This is a genomic window from Polaromonas sp. P1_F2 (genome assembly GCF_056405735.1).
Genome location: NZ_JBFUBN010000001.1, coordinates 25315 through 44319, shown reverse-complemented (window position 1 = coordinate 44319; position 19005 = coordinate 25315). Strand labels below are relative to the sequence as shown.

Annotated in this window: 21 protein-coding genes; 6 read left to right on the top strand and 15 right to left on the bottom strand. The window is 63.0% G+C overall.

Going from position 1 to position 19005, the window contains the following annotated elements:
• Positions 1 to 123 precede the first annotated feature (123 nt).
• Both AC1D0O_RS00235 and AC1D0O_RS00230 read left to right on the top strand, forming a co-directional pair.
• Complete coding sequence (locus tag AC1D0O_RS00235) at positions 124 to 1905, top strand: hypothetical protein (protein ID WP_477651553.1); 1782 nt, start codon at positions 124 to 126, stop codon at positions 1903 to 1905.
• Positions 1902 to 3272 (top strand): MATE family efflux transporter, encoded by a 1371-nt coding sequence (locus AC1D0O_RS00230; RefSeq protein WP_477651552.1) that lies wholly within the window; start codon positions 1902 to 1904, stop codon positions 3270 to 3272. The genes AC1D0O_RS00235 and AC1D0O_RS00230 overlap by 4 nt, the downstream gene beginning before the upstream one ends.
• Here the strand turns inward: AC1D0O_RS00230 and phoR are convergent.
• The 7 genes from phoR to pstS all read right to left on the bottom strand — a co-directional run bounded on the left by phoR (position 3269) and on the right by pstS (position 9876).
• Positions 3269 to 4633 carry a phosphate regulon sensor histidine kinase PhoR gene (phoR, locus tag AC1D0O_RS00225; RefSeq protein WP_477651551.1) on the bottom strand — a complete coding sequence of 455 codons (1365 nt, stop codon included), beginning with the start codon at positions 4631 to 4633 and terminating at the stop codon, positions 3269 to 3271. The two genes, AC1D0O_RS00230 and phoR, sit on opposite strands and share 4 nt — an antisense overlap.
• Positions 4630 to 5355, bottom strand: coding sequence for a phosphate regulon transcriptional regulator PhoB (gene phoB / locus AC1D0O_RS00220; RefSeq protein ID WP_431096707.1), 726 nt, complete (start codon positions 5353 to 5355; stop codon positions 4630 to 4632). Before phoB ends, phoR begins: the two co-directional genes overlap by 4 nt.
• A 7-nt stretch (positions 5356 to 5362) precedes the next feature.
• Positions 5363 to 6064 (bottom strand): phosphate signaling complex protein PhoU, encoded by a 702-nt coding sequence (gene phoU, locus AC1D0O_RS00215; RefSeq protein ID WP_411879881.1) that lies wholly within the window; start codon positions 6062 to 6064, stop codon positions 5363 to 5365.
• A gap of 19 nt (positions 6065 to 6083) precedes the next feature.
• Complete coding sequence (gene pstB, locus AC1D0O_RS00210; RefSeq protein ID WP_007871927.1) at positions 6084 to 6863, bottom strand: phosphate ABC transporter ATP-binding protein PstB; 780 nt, start codon at positions 6861 to 6863, stop codon at positions 6084 to 6086.
• A 27-nt stretch (positions 6864 to 6890) separates the two neighbouring features.
• Positions 6891 to 7754: a phosphate ABC transporter permease PstA gene (gene pstA, locus AC1D0O_RS00205; RefSeq protein ID WP_477651550.1), complete on the bottom strand. Its 864-nt coding sequence runs from the start codon at positions 7752 to 7754 to the stop codon at positions 6891 to 6893.
• Complete coding sequence (pstC, locus tag AC1D0O_RS00200; protein WP_477651549.1) at positions 7751 to 8716, bottom strand: phosphate ABC transporter permease subunit PstC; 966 nt, start codon at positions 8714 to 8716, stop codon at positions 7751 to 7753. Before pstC ends, pstA begins: the two co-directional genes overlap by 4 nt.
• 116 nt (positions 8717 to 8832) lie before the next feature.
• On the bottom strand, positions 8833 to 9876 hold the full coding sequence (pstS, locus tag AC1D0O_RS00195) for a phosphate ABC transporter substrate-binding protein PstS (protein WP_477651548.1): 1044 nt from the start codon (positions 9874 to 9876) through the stop codon (positions 8833 to 8835).
• 226 nt (positions 9877 to 10102) lie between these two features.
• On the opposite strand from pstS, the gene AC1D0O_RS00190 reads away from it, so the two are divergent.
• From AC1D0O_RS00190 to AC1D0O_RS00175, 4 genes are all read left to right on the top strand, one after another.
• Positions 10103 to 10582: a fasciclin domain-containing protein gene (locus AC1D0O_RS00190; RefSeq protein ID WP_477651547.1), complete on the top strand. Its 480-nt coding sequence runs from the start codon at positions 10103 to 10105 to the stop codon at positions 10580 to 10582.
• Between the two features lie 140 nt (positions 10583 to 10722).
• Positions 10723 to 11871 (top strand): ABC transporter substrate-binding protein, encoded by a 1149-nt coding sequence (locus AC1D0O_RS00185; protein ID WP_477651546.1) that lies wholly within the window; start codon positions 10723 to 10725, stop codon positions 11869 to 11871.
• Positions 11872 to 11932: 61 nt separating this feature from the next.
• Positions 11933 to 13432, top strand: coding sequence for an exopolyphosphatase (gene ppx / locus AC1D0O_RS00180; protein ID WP_477651545.1), 1500 nt, complete (start codon positions 11933 to 11935; stop codon positions 13430 to 13432).
• A gap of 111 nt (positions 13433 to 13543) precedes the next feature.
• On the top strand, positions 13544 to 14002 hold the full coding sequence (locus tag AC1D0O_RS00175; protein ID WP_477651544.1) for a hypothetical protein: 459 nt from the start codon (positions 13544 to 13546) through the stop codon (positions 14000 to 14002).
• A 45-nt stretch (positions 14003 to 14047) separates the two neighbouring features.
• On the opposite strand, the gene AC1D0O_RS00170 is transcribed toward AC1D0O_RS00175, so the two are convergent.
• The 8 genes from AC1D0O_RS00170 to AC1D0O_RS00135 all read right to left on the bottom strand — a co-directional run bounded on the left by AC1D0O_RS00170 (position 14048) and on the right by AC1D0O_RS00135 (position 18950).
• On the bottom strand, positions 14048 to 14314 hold the full coding sequence (locus AC1D0O_RS00170) for a hypothetical protein (protein WP_477651543.1): 267 nt from the start codon (positions 14312 to 14314) through the stop codon (positions 14048 to 14050).
• Between the two features lie 40 nt (positions 14315 to 14354).
• Complete coding sequence (locus tag AC1D0O_RS00165; RefSeq protein WP_477651542.1) at positions 14355 to 14726, bottom strand: hypothetical protein; 372 nt, start codon at positions 14724 to 14726, stop codon at positions 14355 to 14357.
• A gap of 27 nt (positions 14727 to 14753) precedes the next feature.
• Positions 14754 to 15233, bottom strand: a complete 480-nt coding sequence (locus tag AC1D0O_RS00160) for a hypothetical protein (RefSeq protein WP_477651541.1) — start codon at positions 15231 to 15233, stop codon at positions 14754 to 14756.
• Between the two features lie 79 nt (positions 15234 to 15312).
• Complete coding sequence (locus tag AC1D0O_RS00155; protein WP_477651540.1) at positions 15313 to 15867, bottom strand: hypothetical protein; 555 nt, start codon at positions 15865 to 15867, stop codon at positions 15313 to 15315.
• Between the two features lie 292 nt (positions 15868 to 16159).
• Positions 16160 to 16906: a transglycosylase domain-containing protein gene (locus tag AC1D0O_RS00150; RefSeq protein ID WP_477651539.1), complete on the bottom strand. Its 747-nt coding sequence runs from the start codon at positions 16904 to 16906 to the stop codon at positions 16160 to 16162.
• Between the two features lie 33 nt (positions 16907 to 16939).
• A complete protein-coding gene (locus AC1D0O_RS00145; RefSeq protein ID WP_477651538.1) occupies positions 16940 to 17347 on the bottom strand; it encodes a GFA family protein in 408 nt (135 codons plus the stop codon).
• Positions 17348 to 17458: 111 nt separating this feature from the next.
• Positions 17459 to 18130, bottom strand: coding sequence for a hypothetical protein (locus AC1D0O_RS00140; RefSeq protein WP_477651537.1), 672 nt, complete (start codon positions 18128 to 18130; stop codon positions 17459 to 17461).
• A 79-nt stretch (positions 18131 to 18209) separates the two neighbouring features.
• Entirely contained in the window at positions 18210 to 18950 is a 741-nt protein-coding gene (locus AC1D0O_RS00135; RefSeq protein ID WP_477651536.1) for a DUF7003 family protein, read from the bottom strand.
• Positions 18951 to 19005 lie beyond the last annotated feature (55 nt).

Genomic DNA, 19005 nt, shown 5'->3' with positions numbered 1-19005 from the left:
CGGCAAAATTTGCCGGAAACCGCAAAACCCCGCGGCCCGGTTTGACGCAAAATCAGCGCTGGCCCTGGATACCGGACTGACGGCCATTCCCGCCACCCTCGCCTTTCGCCGACCCCAACCGTTTTGAACAAACCTTCACCCGCCATCATTGCCCAGTCCGCCGTGCGCCGCCTGCCGCGGCTTGCGCTGCTGCTGTTCTGCGCGGCCTACGTGCTGCCGGGCTTCCTGGGGCGCGGCCCCTGGAAAAACGAGGACATCGCGGCCTTCGGCGTAATGCGCGAACTGGCTTCCACGGTGGCCAACTGGCTGCAGCCGCAGTTGCTGGGCCGGGCCACCGAATTTGACGCGCTGGCCCCCTACTGGCTGGGTGCGATCGCGATCAAATGGCTGCCTTTCCTGGACCCGGCCCTGGCGGTGCGGGTGCCGTTTGTGGGCCTGCTGGTGCTGACCTTGCTGGCTACCTGGTATGCCGTTTATTACCTGGCCCGCAGCCCGCTGGCCCAGCCGGTCGCCTTCGCCTTTGGCGGCGAGGCCGGCCCGGTGGACTACGCCCGGGCGATCGCCGATGCCGGCCTGCTGGCGCTGATCGCCAGCCTGGGCCTGGCGCAGCTCTCCCACGAAACCACGCCGGCACTGGCGCAACTGGGCTTCACGGCCCTGGCCTTCTACGCCATGGCGGCCAGCCCCTATCGCCGCGCCACCAAAATCTTCGGGCCGGCCTTCGGCCTGCTGGTCGGCCTGGCCGGGCTGACCCTGAGCGGCGCCCCCACGCTGGCCCTGCTGCTGGGCGCGGGCGGCGCGCTGGTGGAATGGATCCACATGCACTGGGGCACCGACCAGAAAGACCCCGCGGCCAAACAACAGTCCTGGCACTGGGTGCTGCTGATCACCAGCATCACGCTGGGTGTCTCGCTGCTGGCCTATGGGCTGGACCTCTGGCGCTGGCGCATCCACCTGCCTGGCTCTGACGACGCCACCGCCTGGCGGGACTGGCGCAGCCTGGGGCGCCTGCTGCTGTGGTTCACCTGGCCGGCCTGGCCGCTGGCGATGTGGACGCTCTACCGCTGGCGCCGACAGCTGGCCAGCCGCCATGTCGCCCTGCCGCTGTGGTTTGCCACCATGGCCGTGGCCGCCACACTGACCACCACAGCCTCCGACCGCAGCCTGCTGCTGAGCCTGCCCCCGCTGGCAGCGCTCGCCGCCTTCGCACTGCCCACACTCAAGCGCAGCGTGGCTTCGCTGATCGACTGGTTCACGCTGCTGTTTTTCACCGGCTGCGGCATCATCATCTGGGTGGTCTGGATCGCCATGCAGACCGGCGTGCCGCGCCAGCCCGCTGCCAACGTGGCCAAGCTCGCGCCCGGCTTCGAGCCCAGCTTTTCCTGGCTGGCCTTTCTTTTCGCGCTGGCCGCCACTCTCGCCTGGACCTGGCTCGTCAAATGGCGCGCCGGGGCGCAACGCGCGGCCGTCTGGAAATCGCTGGTGCTGCCGGCCGGCGGCGCCACCCTGTGCTGGCTGCTGCTGATGACGCTCTGGATGCCGCTGCTCGACTATGCGCGCAGCTTCGCACCCATGTCGCGCCAGATCGCCAGCTTGGTAGACAAAAACGCCTGCGTCGAAATCTACGGCATCGGCAGCGCCCAGGCCGCCGCCCTGCAATACCACGGCAAGCTTGAGTTGCGCCAAGCCGGCGCGCAGGCTAGCTGCCCCTACCTGATCGTCGACGTCGAAGCCCAGCCCACGCTCAGCAACACGGTCAACCTGCCCGACTGGGCTTTCCAGGCGACGGTGCGCCGGCCCACCGACAAGACCGAGAACGTGCTGCTCTACAAGCGGATCAGCCAGGACACTCCGGCCAAAGCACCGGCTCCTTCCCGCCGCGCCAACGGCAAAGCCAGACCTTGAGCGAACTCAAGGTCATCAGCCGGCACGCGGGCACGGTGCTGGTCGGGCAACTGGCCATCATGGCCTTCGGCGTGGCCGACACCGTGATCGCGGGCCGCTACAGCGACCAGGCGCTGGCCGCGCTGTCGGTGGGCTCGGCCCTCTATGTCAGCGTGTACGTGGGGCTGATCGGCATCGTGCAGGCGCTGCTGCCCATCTGGTCCGAGATGCTGGGCGCGCGGCGCCATGACGCCGTGGGTGCTTCCGTGCGGCAAAGCATGTACTTGTGCGCCTTCATCGTGGCGGTGGGCATGGCCGCAATGCTGTTTCCCGGCGCGCTGCTGCGCTGGGCCCAGGTGCCCGAGTTGATGCGCGATGAAGTCCAGCACTACCTCGCGGTGCTGGCCTTCGCATTTGCGCCCACGCTGCTGTTTCGCATCTACAGCACCTTCAACCAGGCGCTGGGCAAGCCACTACTGGTCACCTGGCTGCAGGTCGGTGCCCTGCTGGTCAAGATCCCGCTGTCGATCTGGCTGGTGGCCGGCGGCGCCGGCGTGGAGCCCATGGGCGCCGTGGGCTGCGCCTGGGCCACGCTGATCGTGAACTACCTGCTGCTGGTGCTGGCCGTGCTGATGCTGCGGACCCGGCCGATGTACACGCCTTACCGCCTCTGGGAACGCATGGAGCACCCCGACTGGTCGCAGATCGGCAATTTCGCCCGGCTGGGCATTCCGGGCGGGCTGGCCTACCTGGTGGAGGTGACCTCTTTCACGCTGATGGCCCTGTTCATCGCGCGCTTGGGCACGGTCGCATCGGCCAGCCACCAGATCGCGTCCAGCGTGGCGGCGGTGCTCTACATGATGCCGCTGTCGATGGCCATCGCCTGCAGCGCGCGTGTGTCCTTCTGGATAGGCGCGGGCCGGCCGGACTATGCCAAACGTGTGGTGCTGCTGGGGCTCAAGCTCACCGGGGTGGCGGCGCTCACGCTGGCGGCGTTTGTCTCCATGGCCGGGCCCCTGCTGGCAAGCTGGTACTCGGGCAGCCCCGAGATCGTCGCGCTGGCTTCGTCGCTGCTGGTGTGGGTGGCCTTCTACCATGTGGCCGATGCGACGCAGGCACTGACCGCATTTTTGCTGCGCTGCTACCGCATCACCATCGTGCCGCTGGCTCTTTATGGCGTGTTGCTGTGGGGCCTGGGCTTGCTGGGCGGCTACCGCCTGGCCTATGAGGGCATCGCCGGCCATCCGGCCACACAATCGGCGGCCAGCTTCTGGGCCGCCAGCACGGTGGCCATCGCACTCGTGGCGGCCTGCTTCCTGGGCCTGCTGTGGCACGCCGTCAGGCGCAGCCTGCGGGTGGCGCCGGCGGCGCAGGCCACGCAGGCCTAAGCGGCCTGCACCACCTGAACCCGGCGCACGCGTACGGCCGGAAAGACGATGGAAAAGCACGAGCCCTGTCCCGGCTCGCTTTCAATCTGCAATTCGGCGCCGTGGCGCTGTGCCACGTGCTTGACGATGGCCAGGCCCAGGCCGGTGCCGCCGGTCTCGCGTGAACGGCTGCGGTCTATGCGGTAAAAACGCTCCGTCAGGCGCGGCAGATGTTCGGGCGCGATGCCGGGGCCGCTGTCCTTGACCTTGAATTCGCCGCGGCCGTCTTCCAGCAGCGTCCAGCTCACGCGCACCATGCCGCCCTCGGGCGTGTAGCGCACCGCGTTGGTCACAAGGTTGGACATGGCGCTGTAAAGCTCTGTCTGCACGCCGGCGATTTCCGACGCCGGGCCGGCATCAAACTCCAGCCGGTGCCCCTGCGGCGCGATCACCGCCGACAAGGCCCTGGCTTCCTGCTCGCACTGGGCCAGCAGCGCGCCCAGCGTCATCCAGTCGGTGGCGCCCGGAAAAGGGCTGCCTTCCAGGCGCGACAAGGTCAGCAGATCGCTGACCAGGGTCTGCATGCGCTGCGACTGCTGCGACATCAGCGCCAGGTAGCGGGCGCGCTCGGGCTCCTTGAGCGGCAGGGTCTGAAGGGTTTCGATAAAGCCGGACAGCACCGTCAGCGGCGTGCGGATTTCGTGCGACACATTGGCCACGAAATCGCGGCGCATGGCTTCGGCCAGCTCCACGGCCGTGATGTCGCGCGACAGCAGCAGCTTGCGGTCCTTGCCGTAGGAATGCACATGGACCGACAGCTTCACCGGGCGCGCCGGCGTGCTGGCGCTGCCCGGAATCACCACATCGTGCTTGAAGTTGCCCGCCGCCACGTAGGCCTTGAAGGCCGGGTCGCGCACCAGGTTGGCGATGTGCTGCAGCACGTCGCGCTGGGCATCGAAGCCGAAATGCTGGCTGGCCATCTGGTTGCACCACTCGATGCGGCCCTGCGCATCGAGCAGCACCACGCCGCTGGGCGAGGCCTGCATGGCCGCCAGGAATTCGTCGAGGCGGGCCTGGCTTTCCTGGTATTGCTGGTCGCGGTTCTTGAGCAGGCGGCGGGTCCGGTCCGCGACCTCCCCCCAGACGCCGGGGATGCTGGGCGCGCTGCCCGCCATCACGGCCGGGGTGTCGTTGTTTTGTTCGGTGCGCAGCCAGCGCAGCAGGCGGTTGATGAAGAAGCTGTCGATCACCAGCCAGACCATGGCCCCCACCGCCAGGCCTATGCCCAGCCCGAAGCTCAGGCCGTTGACGGTGCGCGCCCAAAAGCCCAAGCCGCCGCCAACAATCATGCAGGCGGCAAAAACAATCCAGCGACTGATCATGCGCTGGATTGTGCCGCAGCGACCGGGTTGTTGGCTGCCATCGCGGTCAGCCGGTAACCGGCGCCTCGAACGGTTTCCACCATGGTGCCCGCAGCGCCCAGGGCCTCGCGCAGGCGCTTGACGTGGACGTCGACGGTGCGTTCTTCAATGAAGACGTGGTCGCCCCAGACCTTGTCGAGCAGGGAGCTGCGGCTGTGCACACGTTCGGCGTGCTTCATCAGGTAATGCAGCAGCTTGAACTCGGTCGGGCCCAACTTGAGCTCCTGGCCCAGGTAGGAAATTCGGTGCGTGGCGGCGTCCAGGACCAGTCCACCCACCGTCACACTGTCGTTCACCGACTCGGGCGCGCGGCGACGCAGCACGGCGCGTATGCGCGCCAGCAGTTCCTGGGTGGAAAAGGGCTTGGTGATGTAGTCGTCGGCGCCGGCATCCAGCCCGGCCACCTTGTCGGGCTCGTCGCCGCGCGCCGTCAGCATCAGGATGGGAATGCTCTTGGTGCGCGCCTGCTTGCGCCAGTGGCGGGCCAGGGCCAGGCCGCTTTGCCCCGGCAGCATCCAGTCGAGCAGGATGGCGTCGGGCAGCACGGCGTCGAGTTCGCGCTGGGCCGACACGCTGTCTTCCGCCACCACGGGGTCGAAGCCGCCATGCCGCAGGTTGACGGCAATCAACTCGGCGATGGCCGGCTCGTCTTCAACGATCAGTATGCGTGGCAGGTGTTTCATTCCGTCTTTACTTTACTGCAGACTCGATCTGCTCCATCGGGGTATGGCGCACGTCGGCGCCCTTGACGATGTAGATGATGAACTCCGCGATGTTCTTGGCATGGTCGCCCACGCGCTCTATGGCCTTGGCCACGAACAACAGGTCCAGGCTCGGCGAGATGGTGCGCGGGTCTTCCATCATGTAAGTGATGAGCTTGCGCACAAAACCGTCGAATTCCTGGTCGATCTGGTCGTCTTCCTTGAGGATGGAGACCGCCACCGCGGTGTCCAGCCGGGCAAAGGCGTCCAGCGCCTTGCGCAGCAGGCCGGAAGCCAGCTCCGCCGCGATGCGAAGGTCTGACGAAGGCAGGGCCCGGGCCGATCCGCTCTCGATGATGGACTTGACCATGCGCGCGATCTTCTCGGCTTCGTCGCCGGCGCGCTCAAGGTTGGCCGTGGTCTTGGAAATCGCGATCAGCAGGCGCAGGTCGCGGGCCGTGGGCTGGCGCCGCGCGATGATGGACGACAGCTCACGGTCGATGTCGATTTCCATCGCGTTGACGCGCGATTCGGTTTCGATGACCTGGTTGGCGCTTTCGGCGCTGAACTGGGACAGCGCATAAATGGCCAGGCGAATCTGTGACTCGACGAGGCCGCCGAGTTCCATGACGCGCGAAGAGACGCCATTGAGTTCGCTGTCAAACTGCGTCGATAGGTGTTTATCAGGCATATGTGCTCCCTAATCCGTATCAGCCAAAACGGCCGGTAATGTAGTCTTCGGTCTCTTTGCGCTTGGGCTTGAAGAACAGGTCTTCGGTGGCGCCGAATTCGACCAAGTCGCCCAGGTACATATAGGCCGTGTAGTCGCTGCAGCGGGCAGCCTGCTGCATGTTGTGCGTCACGATGACCACCGTGTATTCGTTCTTCAGTTCGGCGATCAACTCTTCCACTTTGGCGGTGGAAATAGGGTCCAGCGCCGAACAGGGTTCGTCCAGCAGCAGCACTTCAGGCTTGATGGCGATGCCGCGGGCAATGCACAGGCGCTGCTGCTGGCCACCCGAGAGGCTGGAGCCGCTCTGGTTGAGCTTGTCTTTGACTTCGGTCCACAGCGCGGCCTTGCGCAGCGCCCATTCCACGCGCTCGTCCATGTCGGAGGCGTTCAGGCTTTCAAACAGCTTCACGCCGAAAGCGATGTTGTCGTAGATCGACATCGGGAACGGCGTCGGCTTCTGGAACACCATGCCGACCTTGGAGCGGATCAGCGCCACGTCTTTTTTCGACGTCAGCAGGTTCTCGCCGTCGAACATGATCTCGCCTTCGGCGCGCTGTTCGGGGTAGAGCTCATACATGCGGTTGAAGATGCGCAGCAGCGTGGACTTGCCGCAGCCCGAGGGGCCGATGAAGGCGGTGACCTTCTTTTCCGGGATTTCCAGGTTGATGCCCTTGAGGGCGTGGAACTTGCCGTAATAGAAGTCGAGGTTCTTGACCGAAATTTTCGATTGCTCGCGTTGTGCGGTGATGGTGTCCATCTTTGACCTTGTTGTGTTGTGTGGCTGTCAGTTTTTGGCGCGTGTCAGCACGCGCGCCAGGATGTTCAGGCCCAGCACGGCCATGGTGATCAGGAACACGCCTGCCCATGCCAGTTGCTGCCAGTTCTCATAAGGGCTCAGCGCGAACTTGAAGATCGTCACGGGCAGGCTGGCCATGGGCTGGTTCAGGTCCGAGGTCCAGAACTGGTTGTTCAGCGCCGTGAACAACAGCGGCGCCGTTTCACCGGCGATCCGGGCGACGGCCAGCAGGATGCCGGTCGTCACACCGGCGCGCGCGGCGCGCAGCGTGATGCTGGTGATGACCTTCCACTTGGGCGCGCCCAGGGCGTAAGCGGCTTCCCGCAGGCCCGGCGGCACCAATTGCAGCATGTTCTCCGTGGTGCGGATGACCACGGGAATCACGATCAGCGCGAGCGCCAAGACACCGGCCCAGCCCGAATAGGACTTGAACTGCGACACGACGACCGTGTAGACGAACAGCCCGATCACGATGGACGGCGCGGACAGCAGGATGTCGTTGACGAAGCGCGTCACGGAGGCCAGCATGCCCTTGGTGTTGTACTCGGCCAGGTAGATGCCCGCCATGATGCCGATCGGCGTACCCACAAAAGTGGCCAGCAGCACCATCAGGAAGGAGCCGTAAATCGCATTGGCGATACCGCCCTCTTCATTGGGCGCCGGTGTCATCTGCGTCAGCGTGGCCCAGGAGAGGCCACCCACGCCCAGGCGTATGGTTTCCCACAGAATCCATGCCAGCCAGAACAGGCCGAAGGACATGGCTGCCAGGGAAAGAACCAGCGCGATCCGGTTGACCCGCTTGCGCCGGGCGAACTTTGCCAGGCGTGCGTCTTCTTGCATCACGGCGCTCATGTTTTAACCCCTTCACTTTTTCGCAGCTGGGCCAGCAGCAGCTTGGACAGCGACAGCACCACAAAGGTGATGAAGAACAGCACCAGGCCCAGGTAAATCAAAGCAGCCTGGTGCAGGCCCTCGCCGGCTTCGGCGAACTCGTTGGCCAGCGCCGAGGTGATGCTGTTGGCCGCCTGGAACAGGCTCAGCGAGTCGAGCTGGTTGAAATTGCCGATGACGAAGGTGACCGCCATGGTCTCGCCCAGCGCGCGTCCCAGTCCCAGCATGATGCCGCCGACCACGCCGGCCTTGGTGTAAGGCAGCACGACCTTGGAAACGACTTCCCAGGTGGTGGAACCCAGCCCGTAGGCCGACTCCTTGAGCAGCACCGGCGTGACCTCGAACACGTCCCGCATCACCGAGGCGATGAAGGGAATGATCATGATGGCCAGGATGATGCCGGCCGACAAAATGCCTATGCCCACGGGAGGGCCCGACACCAGCGCGCCCAGGTAGGGAATACCGGTCAACAGGCTTTGCAACGGCTGCTGCACATAGGTGGCCAGGATGGGCCCGAACACCAGCAGGCCCCACATGCCGTAGACGATGGACGGCACGGCGGCGAGCAGCTCGATGGCGGTGCCCAGCGGCCTTTTGAGCCATGCGGGCGACAGCTCCGTCAGGAACAGCGCGATGCCGAAGCTCACCGGCACCGCGATGAGCAGCGCGATCAGCGAGGTGGCGAGGGTACCGTAAATCATGACCAGGCCGCCGTACTCGCCCTTGACGGGGTCCCAGACGCTACTGGTCAGGAAGCCGAGGCCGTATTTGCTGATCGCGGGCCATGCCCCTATCACCAGCGACACCAGGATGCCGGCCAGCAGGGCCAGCGTCAACCAGGCCGCGCCTTGCGCGGCCCAGCCGAACAGCCGGTCCGCCAGGGGACTTCTGCGCACGGCATTGCCGGGGGGAGGATTGGTCATGTCGCGTCCGGTCGCTTTGGCCGGGTGGTCAAAAGCGGCCCGGCTAGCCGGAAGTGTAGAGGACACGTGAGAAACCCCTGTGTTTTGTAAAGACTGCGGAAATCAGCAGGCTGCGCTTATTTATAGGCCACCGTCTTGCCGGATGCGTCCTTGATGTCGCCCCAGGCTTTTTCGATGATGGTCTTCACGGCGGCTGGCATGGGCACATAGTCCAGGTCGTCGGCGGTCTTGTCGCCGTTTTTGTAGGCCCACTCAAAGAACTTGAGGGAAGCGGCGGCCTGGGCGGGCTTGTCCTGGACTTTCTGCATCAGGATGAAGGTGGCGCCGGTGATGGGCCACGAATCCTTGCCGGGCTGCTCGGTCAGGATCTGGTAGAAGCTCTTGGACCACTCGGCACCGGCCGCGGCGGCCTTGAAAGCGCCGTCTTCGGGCGACACGAAGTTGCCGGCCGCGTTCTTCAGCTGGGCAAAGGTCATCTTGTTTTGCTTGACGTAGGCGTATTCCACATAGCCGATCGAGTTGGGCAGGCGGCCGACGAATGCCGCCACGCCTTCATTGCCCTTGCCGCCCGCGCCCACCGGCCAGTTCACTGCCGTGCCCTCGCCCACTTTGGACTTCCACTCGGCGTTGACCTTGCTCAGGTAGTTCGTGAAGATGAAGCTGGTGCCGGAACCATCGGCGCGGCGCACCGGTGCGATGGCCGCGTCAGGCAGGGGCAGCGTGGGGTTCAGCGCCTTGATGGCCGGGTCGGTCCACTTGGTGATCTTGCCGAGGTAGATGTCGCCCAGCACCTGGCCGCTCAGCTTGAGCTGGCCGGGGGTAATGCCCTTGATGTTGACCACGGGGATCACGCCGCCGATCACGGTGGGGAATTGCATCAGGCCTTTTTTGGCCAGTTCTTCATCTTTCAGGGGAGCGTCGGATGCGCCGAAATCGACGGTCTTGGCTTCAATCTGGCGCAAACCGGCGCCGGAACCCACCGACTGGTAGTTGATCTTGACGCTGGTGGCCTTGTTGTAATCAGCGGCCCACTTGGAATACAGGGGGGCCGGGAAGCTGGCGCCGGCGCCGGTCACGTCTTGGGCGCTGGCCAGCGTGGCCAAAGAGGCGAAGGCAAGGCCCATCGCGGCCGTCAGGGAAGCTTTGAAAGTCAGGTTCATCAGAACACCTCTGGGTTGGAAATAGTTGGGATTGCTTGGGACTGCTAAGGAGATGCGTCGACTGTAGGAAGCTTGTGTGACAAGCTTGTGACAAATATGACAGCCTCCCAGGGGGCATCCGCCCCTGGGGAGCGTCACAAAAGCTTCAAATTTCCGTCACGAATCTGTCACCGGGTGCTCCTACGCTTGGCCCTGTCTTTATCAGGATTAATCAGGAGAACTTCCCATGCTGAACCGCCGCTTTCTGGTCCTCACCGCCGCTGTCGCCGCCCTCGCCGGCTGCGCCACCCAATCCACCCCGGTCTCTGTCGCCGACACCATTGCCTCCCAGTCCCAGCTCAGCACGCTCAACGGCCTCGTGGCCAAGGCCGGGCTGACCGACACCCTCAAGGGCACCGGCCCTTACACCGTGTTCGCCCCCACCAACGAGGCTTTCGCCAAAGTGCCCGCCAAGACCATGGACGAGCTGGCCAGGGATCCGGCCAAACTCAAGGCCGTCCTGACCTATCACCTGATTCCCGGCAAGGTCATGGCCGCCGACGTCAAGAACGGCAACAGCAAGACCGTCAACGGCGCCAATGTGGCGCTTTCCAAGGCCGGCGAATTCGTCACCATCGAGGACGCCATGGTCCAGACCGCCGACATCTCCGCCACCAACGGCGTGGTGCATGTGGTGGACGCCGTCCTGGTTCCGCCCGCACGCTGATATTGATACCTGCGCAAGGCCGCGCGCCTTGCTTTGCCCCGCTTCAGGCCCCTGGCTTTCCCCGAAAGCAGGGGCCTTGACAGTTTTACCCCTGCATCTTCCCGACACCTGACGGCGGATACACCGCCAGGAGCCTCGCCATGCCCATGCCCTTGCCTCAACCTCTCTCCAACCGCCGCCGGCTGCTGCAACATGCCGGCCTGCTGGCGGCAAGCACCGCCGTGCCCGCCTGGGCGCAATCCGCCAGATCCGCCTCGCGCAGCCTTGTCGTGGCGCAGGTCGTGGATTTTTCGCAGGCGCAACAAGACGTTTCCAAGGATTTTTTGATCGGCTCGCGCGCCGCCTGGCAGGACATCAATGCCAAAGGCGGCATTCGCGGACGCCGCGTTGAGCACCAGACGCTGGAAACCGACGGCACGCCGGCCAGCCTCAAGACAGCCCTGGACTCGGTGAGGGACAACTCCGCCTGCGTGGCCCTTTCCGGCAGCGTTGGCGACTTCGTGGCCAGCCAGATCGTCGACCTCTCCCACAAAGGCGGCCTGCCCATGGCGCACGTGGCCCCGTGGCTGCAGAACTCCAGCCTCGAGATCGACGACAAGACCTTCCCGATCTTCGCGGCGCGCCAGGAACAGATGGCCTACGCGCTCAAAAGCCTCTCGACCATGGGCCTGAAGGAGCTGGGCGCGATTTACGCGACGGCCCAGGACTACAGCGCCTACCACGCCGACGTAGAACGCATCACCGCCGCCCTGCAGCTCAAGCTGCAGTCCTTCAAGGGCTCCGACGACCTGCGCGCGCTGGGCCAGAAACTCACGCCCCGCACGCCCGCCGTGCTGCTCTTTGTGGGCGGAACGCCCGAACTCGCCGAATTCACCCAGGGCCTGGAAAAGCAGTCCCGCCAGCGCTATATCGTGGCCCTGGCCGACGTTAACCTGCAGACCATGCTGCAGATGGGCGCAGCGCGCAACACCCCGGTGATCGCCACCCAGCCCGTGCCCCTGGTCAACGCCAGCCTGCCGATTGTCAGGAGCTACCGCGAAACGCTGGCGCGCCTGTTTGACGAGCCGCCCGCGCCGCTGAGCCTGGCCGGTTTCATCGCCGCGCGCTACACCTATGAAGTGCTCAACGAAGTGGACGGCGCATTGAACCGCCAGAACGTCCTGGGCGCTTTCCAGCGCCGCGGCGCCATGAACATGGGCGGCTTCAGCGTGAGCTTCAGCCCCCAGCGCCGCAGCAGCACCTACGTCACCCAGAGCATGATGACGGTCGACGGCCGCCTGATCGGCTAGGCGGCCCGAAATGCTCATGCGGGTCCCGCGCGAACACCATGCCGAGACCTTAAACTCAGGCATGCAAAATGGAACGCTGCTCGCCGCTGTGGACCTGGGGTCCAACAGCTTTCGCCTCGAAATCGGCCGCTTTGACCACGGCCGCATACACCGCACCGAATACCTCAAGGAAACCATCCGCCAGGGCAACGGCCTGGACGCCGACCGCAACCTGACCCCGGACGCCATGCAGCGCGGCTGGGACTGCCTGGCGCGCTTCGGCGAACGCCTGGCCGGCTTCAAGAAATACCAGGTCCGCGCGGTCGCCACCCAGACCCTGCGCGAAGCCCGCAACCGCGAGGAATTCCTAGCGCGCGCCCACAAGATTCTCGGCTTTCCCATCGACGTCATCCCCGGCCGCGAAGAAGCCCGGCTGATCTACCAGGGCGTGGCGCACCTGCTGCCCCAGTCCGATGAACGCCGGCTGGTGGTGGACATAGGCGGGCGCTCCACCGAGATGATCCTCGGCAAGGGCCTGGAAGCGCGCACCATGGAGTCCTACCGCGTCGGCAGCGTGGCATGGTCCATGAAGTATTTCCCTGATGGGCAATTCACCCCGCGCGCCTTCGCGACCGCCGAGGTGGCCGCCAAGGCGGTGCTCGACGAAGCCGTCAATGCCTACCGCGCCGGCGCCTGGGACGCGGCCTACGGGTCCTCCGGCACCATAGGCGCCGTCAGCGACGTGTTGACGGCCGCGGGCTGGCCCGCGGGCCTGGTCACGCGCGACGGCCTGGACTGGCTGCTGGACCGCCTGCTCAAGGCACAAAGCGCCGAACGCCTGAAGCTCGACGGCATGAAGGACGACAGGCGCGCCGTCATAGGCGGCGGCGTCAGCGTGCTGCGCGCCGTGTTCGACCTGCTCGGCATCTCCCAGATGGAAGCCGCCCAGGGAGCACTGCGCCACGGCGTGCTCTACGACCTGGTGGACCGCGAACACGACCTGACGGACCTGCGCTCCACCACCGTGCAGCGCCTGGCCGGCAAATTCAGCGCCGATGCCGTGCAGGCCCAGCGCGTCAGCAAGGTCGCGCGGCACTTGTTCGTGATGGCCGGCGCCGGCCTGCCCGCCGCCGATTCCGCGCGTTTCCAGCGCAAGCTCGAGTGGGCCGCGCAGTTGCATGAAATCGGCAGCCAGATCTCCCACAGCGACTACCACAAGCACGGCGCCTACATCCTGGACAACGCCGACGCGCCGGGTTTTGCCCTGCCCGAACTGCACCGCATCAGCCTGCTGGTACTGGGCCACCGCGGCAAGCTGCGCAAGCTCGAGGTCAATTTTGAAGACCGGGTGTTCATCCAGCAACTGCTGTGCCTGCGCCTGGCCGTCATCCTCTGCCACGCCCGCCGCGACCCCGACCTCAAGGGCCTGCAGCTCGAATGCGGCGCAGAGCCTGGGCGAATTTTTGTGCTGAACTGCCGCGCCGGCTGGGCCCAGGCCTTTCCGCAATCAGCCCACCTGCTGCAGGAAGAAGTGCTGGCCTGGCAGAAGACGCCGTGGACGCTGGTGGTGCCCGGCCCCTGAGCCCCCTCTTTCGCTGCCGCCCGGCTGCGGCTTGACCGCTTTTGATCAAACCGTATAAACTGTATATACGGTTTATTCGACCGTTCACTCAAAAGGAAAAAGGATCAATCCATGGCAACCCGCAAAAAAGCAACTGCGAAACCCGTCACGCCGACTACGGCAACGCCCAAGGCGCCTGTGAAAGCCGCGACCAAACCCGCTCCGAAAAAGGCATCCCCCGCCAAGGCCCCGGCCGGCAAAGGCGCGGCCAAGAAAGCCCCGCTGAAAAAAGCCGGCGCCAAAAAGCCCGCAGCCAAGCCCCAGGCAAGCGCCAAGCCCGTGAAGGCCGCGAAACCCGAGAAAACCAAAAAGCCCAAGCTGGTGCGCGACAGCTTCACCATTCCCAAGGCCGAATATGTGGTGCTCGACGACCTCAAGCAGCGCGCCGCCAGGCTGACCCGCCCCGCGAAGAAAAGCGAGCTGCTGCGCGCCGGCATCAAGCTGCTGGCCGGCATCTCCGATGCTGCTTTCCTGACCGCGCTGGAGCAGGTTCCCGCGATCAAGACGGGTCGGCCTACGCTGGGTTCTTAAGCAACGCAAAGGCAACTTCCAGCGCTCGCAAGAGTGCTGGATTGCTCACGGAGCCGCCTTCCGCCGGGCTTTGAACGCCAGGTAAACACTGCTCCCCATCACCAAGACAAACAAGGCGAGTGCCATTGCCTCCACGGGGGTCGCCGTCCCGTCAAATACCATGCCCACCCACCGCGGCGGGTATAGAGGAAAGAACGCGAGCGCAACCAGCACCGGGAAATGCGCGTGCGGCGGCTGTAACGCCAGTAAAAAAGCGGCTGCAAGCAAGCTCGCCAGCAAATATCCGATGACGATAAAAAATGCGGCTTTCATGGCTGAATTTCCGGCATTGAGCGATTTGCAGGCATAGCTTTCAAAGCTTGGGGTCTGGAAATGGCAGCTTATCCTGCGAGCTGCTAGGCTGGGCCACCCATTTGCCACTACGGCGGTAGAAATCGGCTTGGGTTTCTGAACTTCCCGCACCTATCTTCAAGGCCACCGTGCAAGCGACTTGCCCTGGGTACTTGGCCTCAACAGCCGGGATGCAGGTGCCCAGCTTGACTTCGGCATTTTTGTACTCTTTCATATCCAGCATCTCAAGGAGTGCTTGCGTCGCCTCTTGTGTGCTGGGCAATGCGGGTGTGCCAGCTTGCGTTGCGGGCGGAATGACGGCCGCGGGTTGCGACGATGTTTCGTTGCAGGCGGAGCAAAGAAGCAGTGTTGACAGGATGACGGTGTAACGCATGACGAATTCTTTCTTGTTGTGCTTGATTCAAGGGCCGGCTTGGAACGCATTGTGGCCGAGCGCTGCCGCGATTGGAAATGCGAATGCCGCAAGAATAATGCAGAGATACACCCGATCCTTGGCCACCGAAGGCTGGACAACGCCCGTATACCAGACCCACCCCCATGAGACGGCGATGAAGATCACCGCGCCAGCAAGAAAGGAATGCATCGAGCTTGCGCTGGAGACTCCCCACATGGCGCCGGCGATGAGCGCACTCGCGCAAGCGGCGCCGGTGGTGGTTTCAGAGGGTTTCTGAGCGTTCGCCGGTTCTGGCGTAGTTGCCTGCGCTTCCCAGATCAGGCCGGCAACAAGACCAAGTATGGCCAGGACGATGCCCTGCAGGGCACTCAGCCAGGGAAACAGATGCACCAGGGCAATTGCCAGCGCACTACTGCCAACAAGACACAGCATGACGCGCCAATGCAAGACAAGAAGAATGAGCGCAAATACTCCGTCGAGATCCATTGAGCTTGATGTACTTTAAGGTTTGAGATGACCGGCGGCCAGGCCGAACGAAGCGCCTTCATCTGGGAAGGGTCAGGCCTCAGCTCAGCTTCAAGCATTGATGCTCGGCAATTTCATCAATAGTTCGTTCTTCAATCTTGTGCGACTTGCCCATGCCAAGCTTTGTCCCAGTCGAATTCACAACACAATCAACTTTCCACGCGTTGTCCTCGAGCCGCATCAGGTAGCCAAAGAAATCGACCATTTCTTCACCATTGGACTTCCAGCGCTTTTGATAGAAGATCCGCCCGACGTTTGCCCGCCCTTCGGCCTTCACAAAATCAAAGCCGTCCAGGCTCGTCGAGTACTTCGATACCCGCTGCAACGCGGCGCCGGCCTCGCTCTCGGGAGTTCCGGCTTTGCGCAGATTCCCAAGGGTCTCGTTCACAGCGACCTTTGATCTGACCTTTCGATAGGACGCGAGGTTTCCAGTCTTTTCCGCTTCGAGCATGCCTTTGTAGGCGGCCTCGGCTTGAACCACGAACTGATTTGATTTTTGCGTAGTATTTGCAGCGGCCGCAGGCTGGCCAGACGCATTGCCCAGTGCACAGGCAAGGACTGCGAGCGTTAGAACCTGTCGAATATCGTTTCTCATGTAACTCCGCCTATTGAGGCCTAAGGGTGAAGGTAACCGGCTGCCGGAGTGCGCAGAACGGGGAACGGAAAACGAAATGGGCGGATGTGTCGCGCCACGTCGCAAGAAATTGAAGCAGGGCCAGTGCACCAAATGTACAGCGGTGCCCTCAGTCGAGATGTGCGGCTATCGAGGCAAGGGAATCATGCGGTCTAAGGCTTTAGAGGGGAAGAGAAAAGAGGTGTGACCTGGCTTACCCCGGAACGCCCTCTCGATTGAGAGATCGGGTGCGCGGTATGTCAGGCGTTTGTCGCTAGGGTTTGTCTGGCCTTGCGTCAGTAACAAGCCGCAAGAATGACATGAGGGCCTCTTCTGCCAGTGTTCCGTGTTGCTTTCCGTCGTAATCAACATCCAGCAGGCTCGCAGGCCGATACCTGCCGGAGAGGTATGCGTGAATGCGCTCGACGCGTTGCGTGTTTTCAAGCGTCCCAGGTTTCAGGTTATCGGGAGCTATGTGCATTGCCACGAGCGACAGGAACTCTTCGTCGGTGAGTTCCGCAAAGGCCTTTCCGAAATATGCCCGCGCGGCGGCCGCATAGCCATGGACAGGCTGCCCATTCTTGTTGCCCAGGTAGCAGATATTCAGGAACAACTGCAATTGATCCTTCTTGGAAACCAGCGAATCCAAGGCGTATTGCGCAATCAACGTTTGGCGAACTTTGGCGATGCCTTGCTTGAACCCATCCGGGAAGTAAATGAGCTTGACCAAACCTTGAGTAATGGTCGTCATTCCTGCGCCGGGAGTTTCAAGATCGACGCCGTGATGCCGAATAAACGCCGGATCCTCGATCGCCAACAACATGGCTTGCCTCTCTTTGGATAAATCAGCAAGTTTCAGTTGGGCCCCAAAACGCTTCGAGGTTTCGGAAACCAGCGACGGCGTCGCAACTCGCGCAGCCCTGACTTCGTTGGCGTAATAGCCGGCTACGGCAATCAAGGCTAGCGCACCTGCACCCGAGAGCCATAGGACCGTGCGAATGATGGCTTGACCGATCTTCATGTTGTGGCTGACGTCATTCTGCTTGGCGCCTGCTCATTGGGGAGGAAACTCAGGATAGGCAGGTAATTGGTCAGCGACGTGAAGCCAGGGCAAGCGCTTGGACTCCCAGTAGTGAAAAGTGGGAGGAACCAGGCTTGGTTCATCGAGGCTGCCGATCGTCAGGTCGATGAGCCCCGGGATGTACTCTGCCGTGAAGCAGATCTGCGTACCACAGTGAGAGCAGAAACCGCGCTTTGCACCCGCCGATGATTCATAGATCGTGGGTGGCGTCGCGAGAAACGAGACCTGGGAGAGCTCATACATTGCCCAGGCGACTGCCGGCGCCGCATTGGCTCGCCAGCACATGGTGCAGTGGCAGAGTGCCGCCATCACCGGATTCCCTGAGATGCGGTAGCGGACTGCTCCGCATTGGCAACCACCATCAAGCTTTTGATCTGGCATGAGAGCTCCTATTGGCGTCTGAGCTGAAGAGGACCCGGACAACACCATTCCGCAGCGAGGCTACCTCCTGCAGTTGTGGGTCCACGTCGATTGACGAAGAACAGCATAGCTTCAGCGAGGTTCTCCGCAGATCTGCTGCAATGGAGGATCCGCGCTACTCATCATTGGGTTCGGGGGAACCTGACTGCGAATCTCGGCGGCTCGAATGCGAGCTTGTTCCGCTCGCGATGGGCCTCCACCGCGTTGCCAAGCCGGTGAGGCTTCCTCCAACAGCCCCGCCACCAGTAGCGGGCTGCGCTTTTGGTAGGCAGGCTCCAATTTTGACACTGCGGTGATGTAAGACTGGGCCGCCAGTTCAAACCGCCCGGCCTGATAGGCCACGCGCGCAGCCTCGCGCACTATGCGGCCTTCTCTAAATTCATCTTTGACAGGCATGAGGTCGTTCTGTTCACGAGCAATTGCGAGCATCCGGAGCGCCAAATCGTAGTCCCGGCAGGTGTACGCAATTGCCTTTCCTGTTTCCCAAGCCACACGCGATCCCCATTCGGGAGACCAGCCAGGATTTTCTTCCAGCGTCTTCCACGCCGCCGCGAACCGCGGGCGAGCCCCTGCATAGTCCTGGACCTGAAAACGCCTGCGTCCATCCATGAACTCTAATTCGGAGACTTTCCACGCTGGCTGATTTGTCTGCGCGATGCTTTTTTCAGCGCCCACGAACAATGCTGCGGCCGCAGCCAGGAGAACCAGATATCTTTTCATGTGGAGAGCATTGAAAGAAGGCATTGGCGGATGAGGGGGGTCCACAAGCCAGCGAGTTTGCTTGTGGACATCCCCTCAACGGAGGGGTCGGCGGCCTTGCGTATCACAGCGTGCCACCTTCGGGCCAGTTCTTCCAGTGCGTGTTCGGTTTCTTCAAGGGCTGATACGCGGAAACATTGCCATGAACCAGGACTTCGGCCAATAACTTGAATGTCGCGTTGGTACCCGGACGCTCACCGTTGACAAGATCAGGATGGTTCCATTCCTCAAGCTGCATCAGGAGTTCCAGCTCCGGCGGAACGCATGCGCGGCGTTCGTCGGCGGCTGCGAGGACACTGGTGCGTGCCGAGGCAGCCAAGAAGCGGCAGAACTCGAATATGGAAACGTTCGGTGAATTTTGAAGAGCGACCTCATATTCGACGTACCGGGAGAGCGCTGGCGTATCCACCGGGTTGCCTCGGAGCAGCACCGTGTTTTTCCCGCCGGCCAAGAGTTCCGAGTTCTCTGAGTCCAGCCAGTCGCCCTCTTCAATCGGATAGATAAAGGTTGACTCGTTGTGTTCGTTGTTCGCCAAGTAGGCCTCGTAGGCTTGGGAACTTACATAGTCTTCCGATGATTTCCCACGGCGAAGCCGACTCGCGAATGTGTGGAGTTGGATGTCCGGAAGGCCTGCCCTTGGGGAGAAGCCGAAAACCTCGATCACCATGGCCCAGTCTTCTGGAGAACGATAGAGCGAGAGCCGAGTTGCTGCTGGGTAGACATAGCCGTTATCCAGCATGGGGAACGTGAAACTCTCGCCGCACTTGTCCAACGCGGAAAGTATGTCTTTGGGATGCCAGTTCATAGGGATTGCGGCTTTGCATTCAACGTAAGGCCGACTTGCGCCCCGGCGGAAGGCG

Excerpts from the sequence above, each read along its gene's own strand:
- AC1D0O_RS00165 (WP_477651542.1), bottom strand. The coding sequence starts at position 14,726 with ATGCGTTACACCGTCATCCTGTCAACACTGCTTCTTTGCTCCGCCTGC.
- AC1D0O_RS00175 (WP_477651544.1), top strand. The coding sequence starts at position 13,544 with ATGGCAACCCGCAAAAAAGCAACTGCGAAACCCGTCACGCCGACTACG.
- AC1D0O_RS00190 (WP_477651547.1), top strand. The coding sequence starts at position 10,103 with ATGCTGAACCGCCGCTTTCTGGTCCTCACCGCCGCTGTCGCCGCCCTC.
- pstS (WP_477651548.1), bottom strand. The coding sequence starts at position 9,876 with ATGAACCTGACTTTCAAAGCTTCCCTGACGGCCGCGATGGGCCTTGCC.
- phoB (WP_431096707.1), bottom strand. The coding sequence starts at position 5,355 with ATGAAACACCTGCCACGCATACTGATCGTTGAAGACGAGCCGGCCATC.
- AC1D0O_RS00155 (WP_477651540.1), bottom strand. The coding sequence starts at position 15,867 with ATGAGAAACGATATTCGACAGGTTCTAACGCTCGCAGTCCTTGCCTGT.
- pstB (WP_007871927.1), bottom strand. The coding sequence starts at position 6,863 with ATGGACACCATCACCGCACAACGCGAGCAATCGAAAATTTCGGTCAAG.
- ppx (WP_477651545.1), top strand. The coding sequence starts at position 11,933 with ATGCAAAATGGAACGCTGCTCGCCGCTGTGGACCTGGGGTCCAACAGC.
- AC1D0O_RS00135 (WP_477651536.1), bottom strand. The coding sequence starts at position 18,950 with ATGAACTGGCATCCCAAAGACATACTTTCCGCGTTGGACAAGTGCGGC.
- AC1D0O_RS00145 (WP_477651538.1), bottom strand. The coding sequence starts at position 17,347 with ATGCCAGATCAAAAGCTTGATGGTGGTTGCCAATGCGGAGCAGTCCGC.
- pstC (WP_477651549.1), bottom strand. The coding sequence starts at position 8,716 with ATGACCAATCCTCCCCCCGGCAATGCCGTGCGCAGAAGTCCCCTGGCG.
- pstA (WP_477651550.1), bottom strand. The coding sequence starts at position 7,754 with ATGAGCGCCGTGATGCAAGAAGACGCACGCCTGGCAAAGTTCGCCCGG.
- phoU (WP_411879881.1), bottom strand. The coding sequence starts at position 6,064 with ATGCCTGATAAACACCTATCGACGCAGTTTGACAGCGAACTCAATGGC.
- AC1D0O_RS00170 (WP_477651543.1), bottom strand. The coding sequence starts at position 14,314 with ATGAAAGCCGCATTTTTTATCGTCATCGGATATTTGCTGGCGAGCTTG.
- AC1D0O_RS00160 (WP_477651541.1), bottom strand. The coding sequence starts at position 15,233 with ATGGATCTCGACGGAGTATTTGCGCTCATTCTTCTTGTCTTGCATTGG.
- AC1D0O_RS00140 (WP_477651537.1), bottom strand. The coding sequence starts at position 18,130 with ATGCCTTCTTTCAATGCTCTCCACATGAAAAGATATCTGGTTCTCCTG.
- phoR (WP_477651551.1), bottom strand. The coding sequence starts at position 4,633 with ATGATCAGTCGCTGGATTGTTTTTGCCGCCTGCATGATTGTTGGCGGC.
- AC1D0O_RS00150 (WP_477651539.1), bottom strand. The coding sequence starts at position 16,906 with ATGAAGATCGGTCAAGCCATCATTCGCACGGTCCTATGGCTCTCGGGT.
- AC1D0O_RS00185 (WP_477651546.1), top strand. The coding sequence starts at position 10,723 with ATGCCCATGCCCTTGCCTCAACCTCTCTCCAACCGCCGCCGGCTGCTG.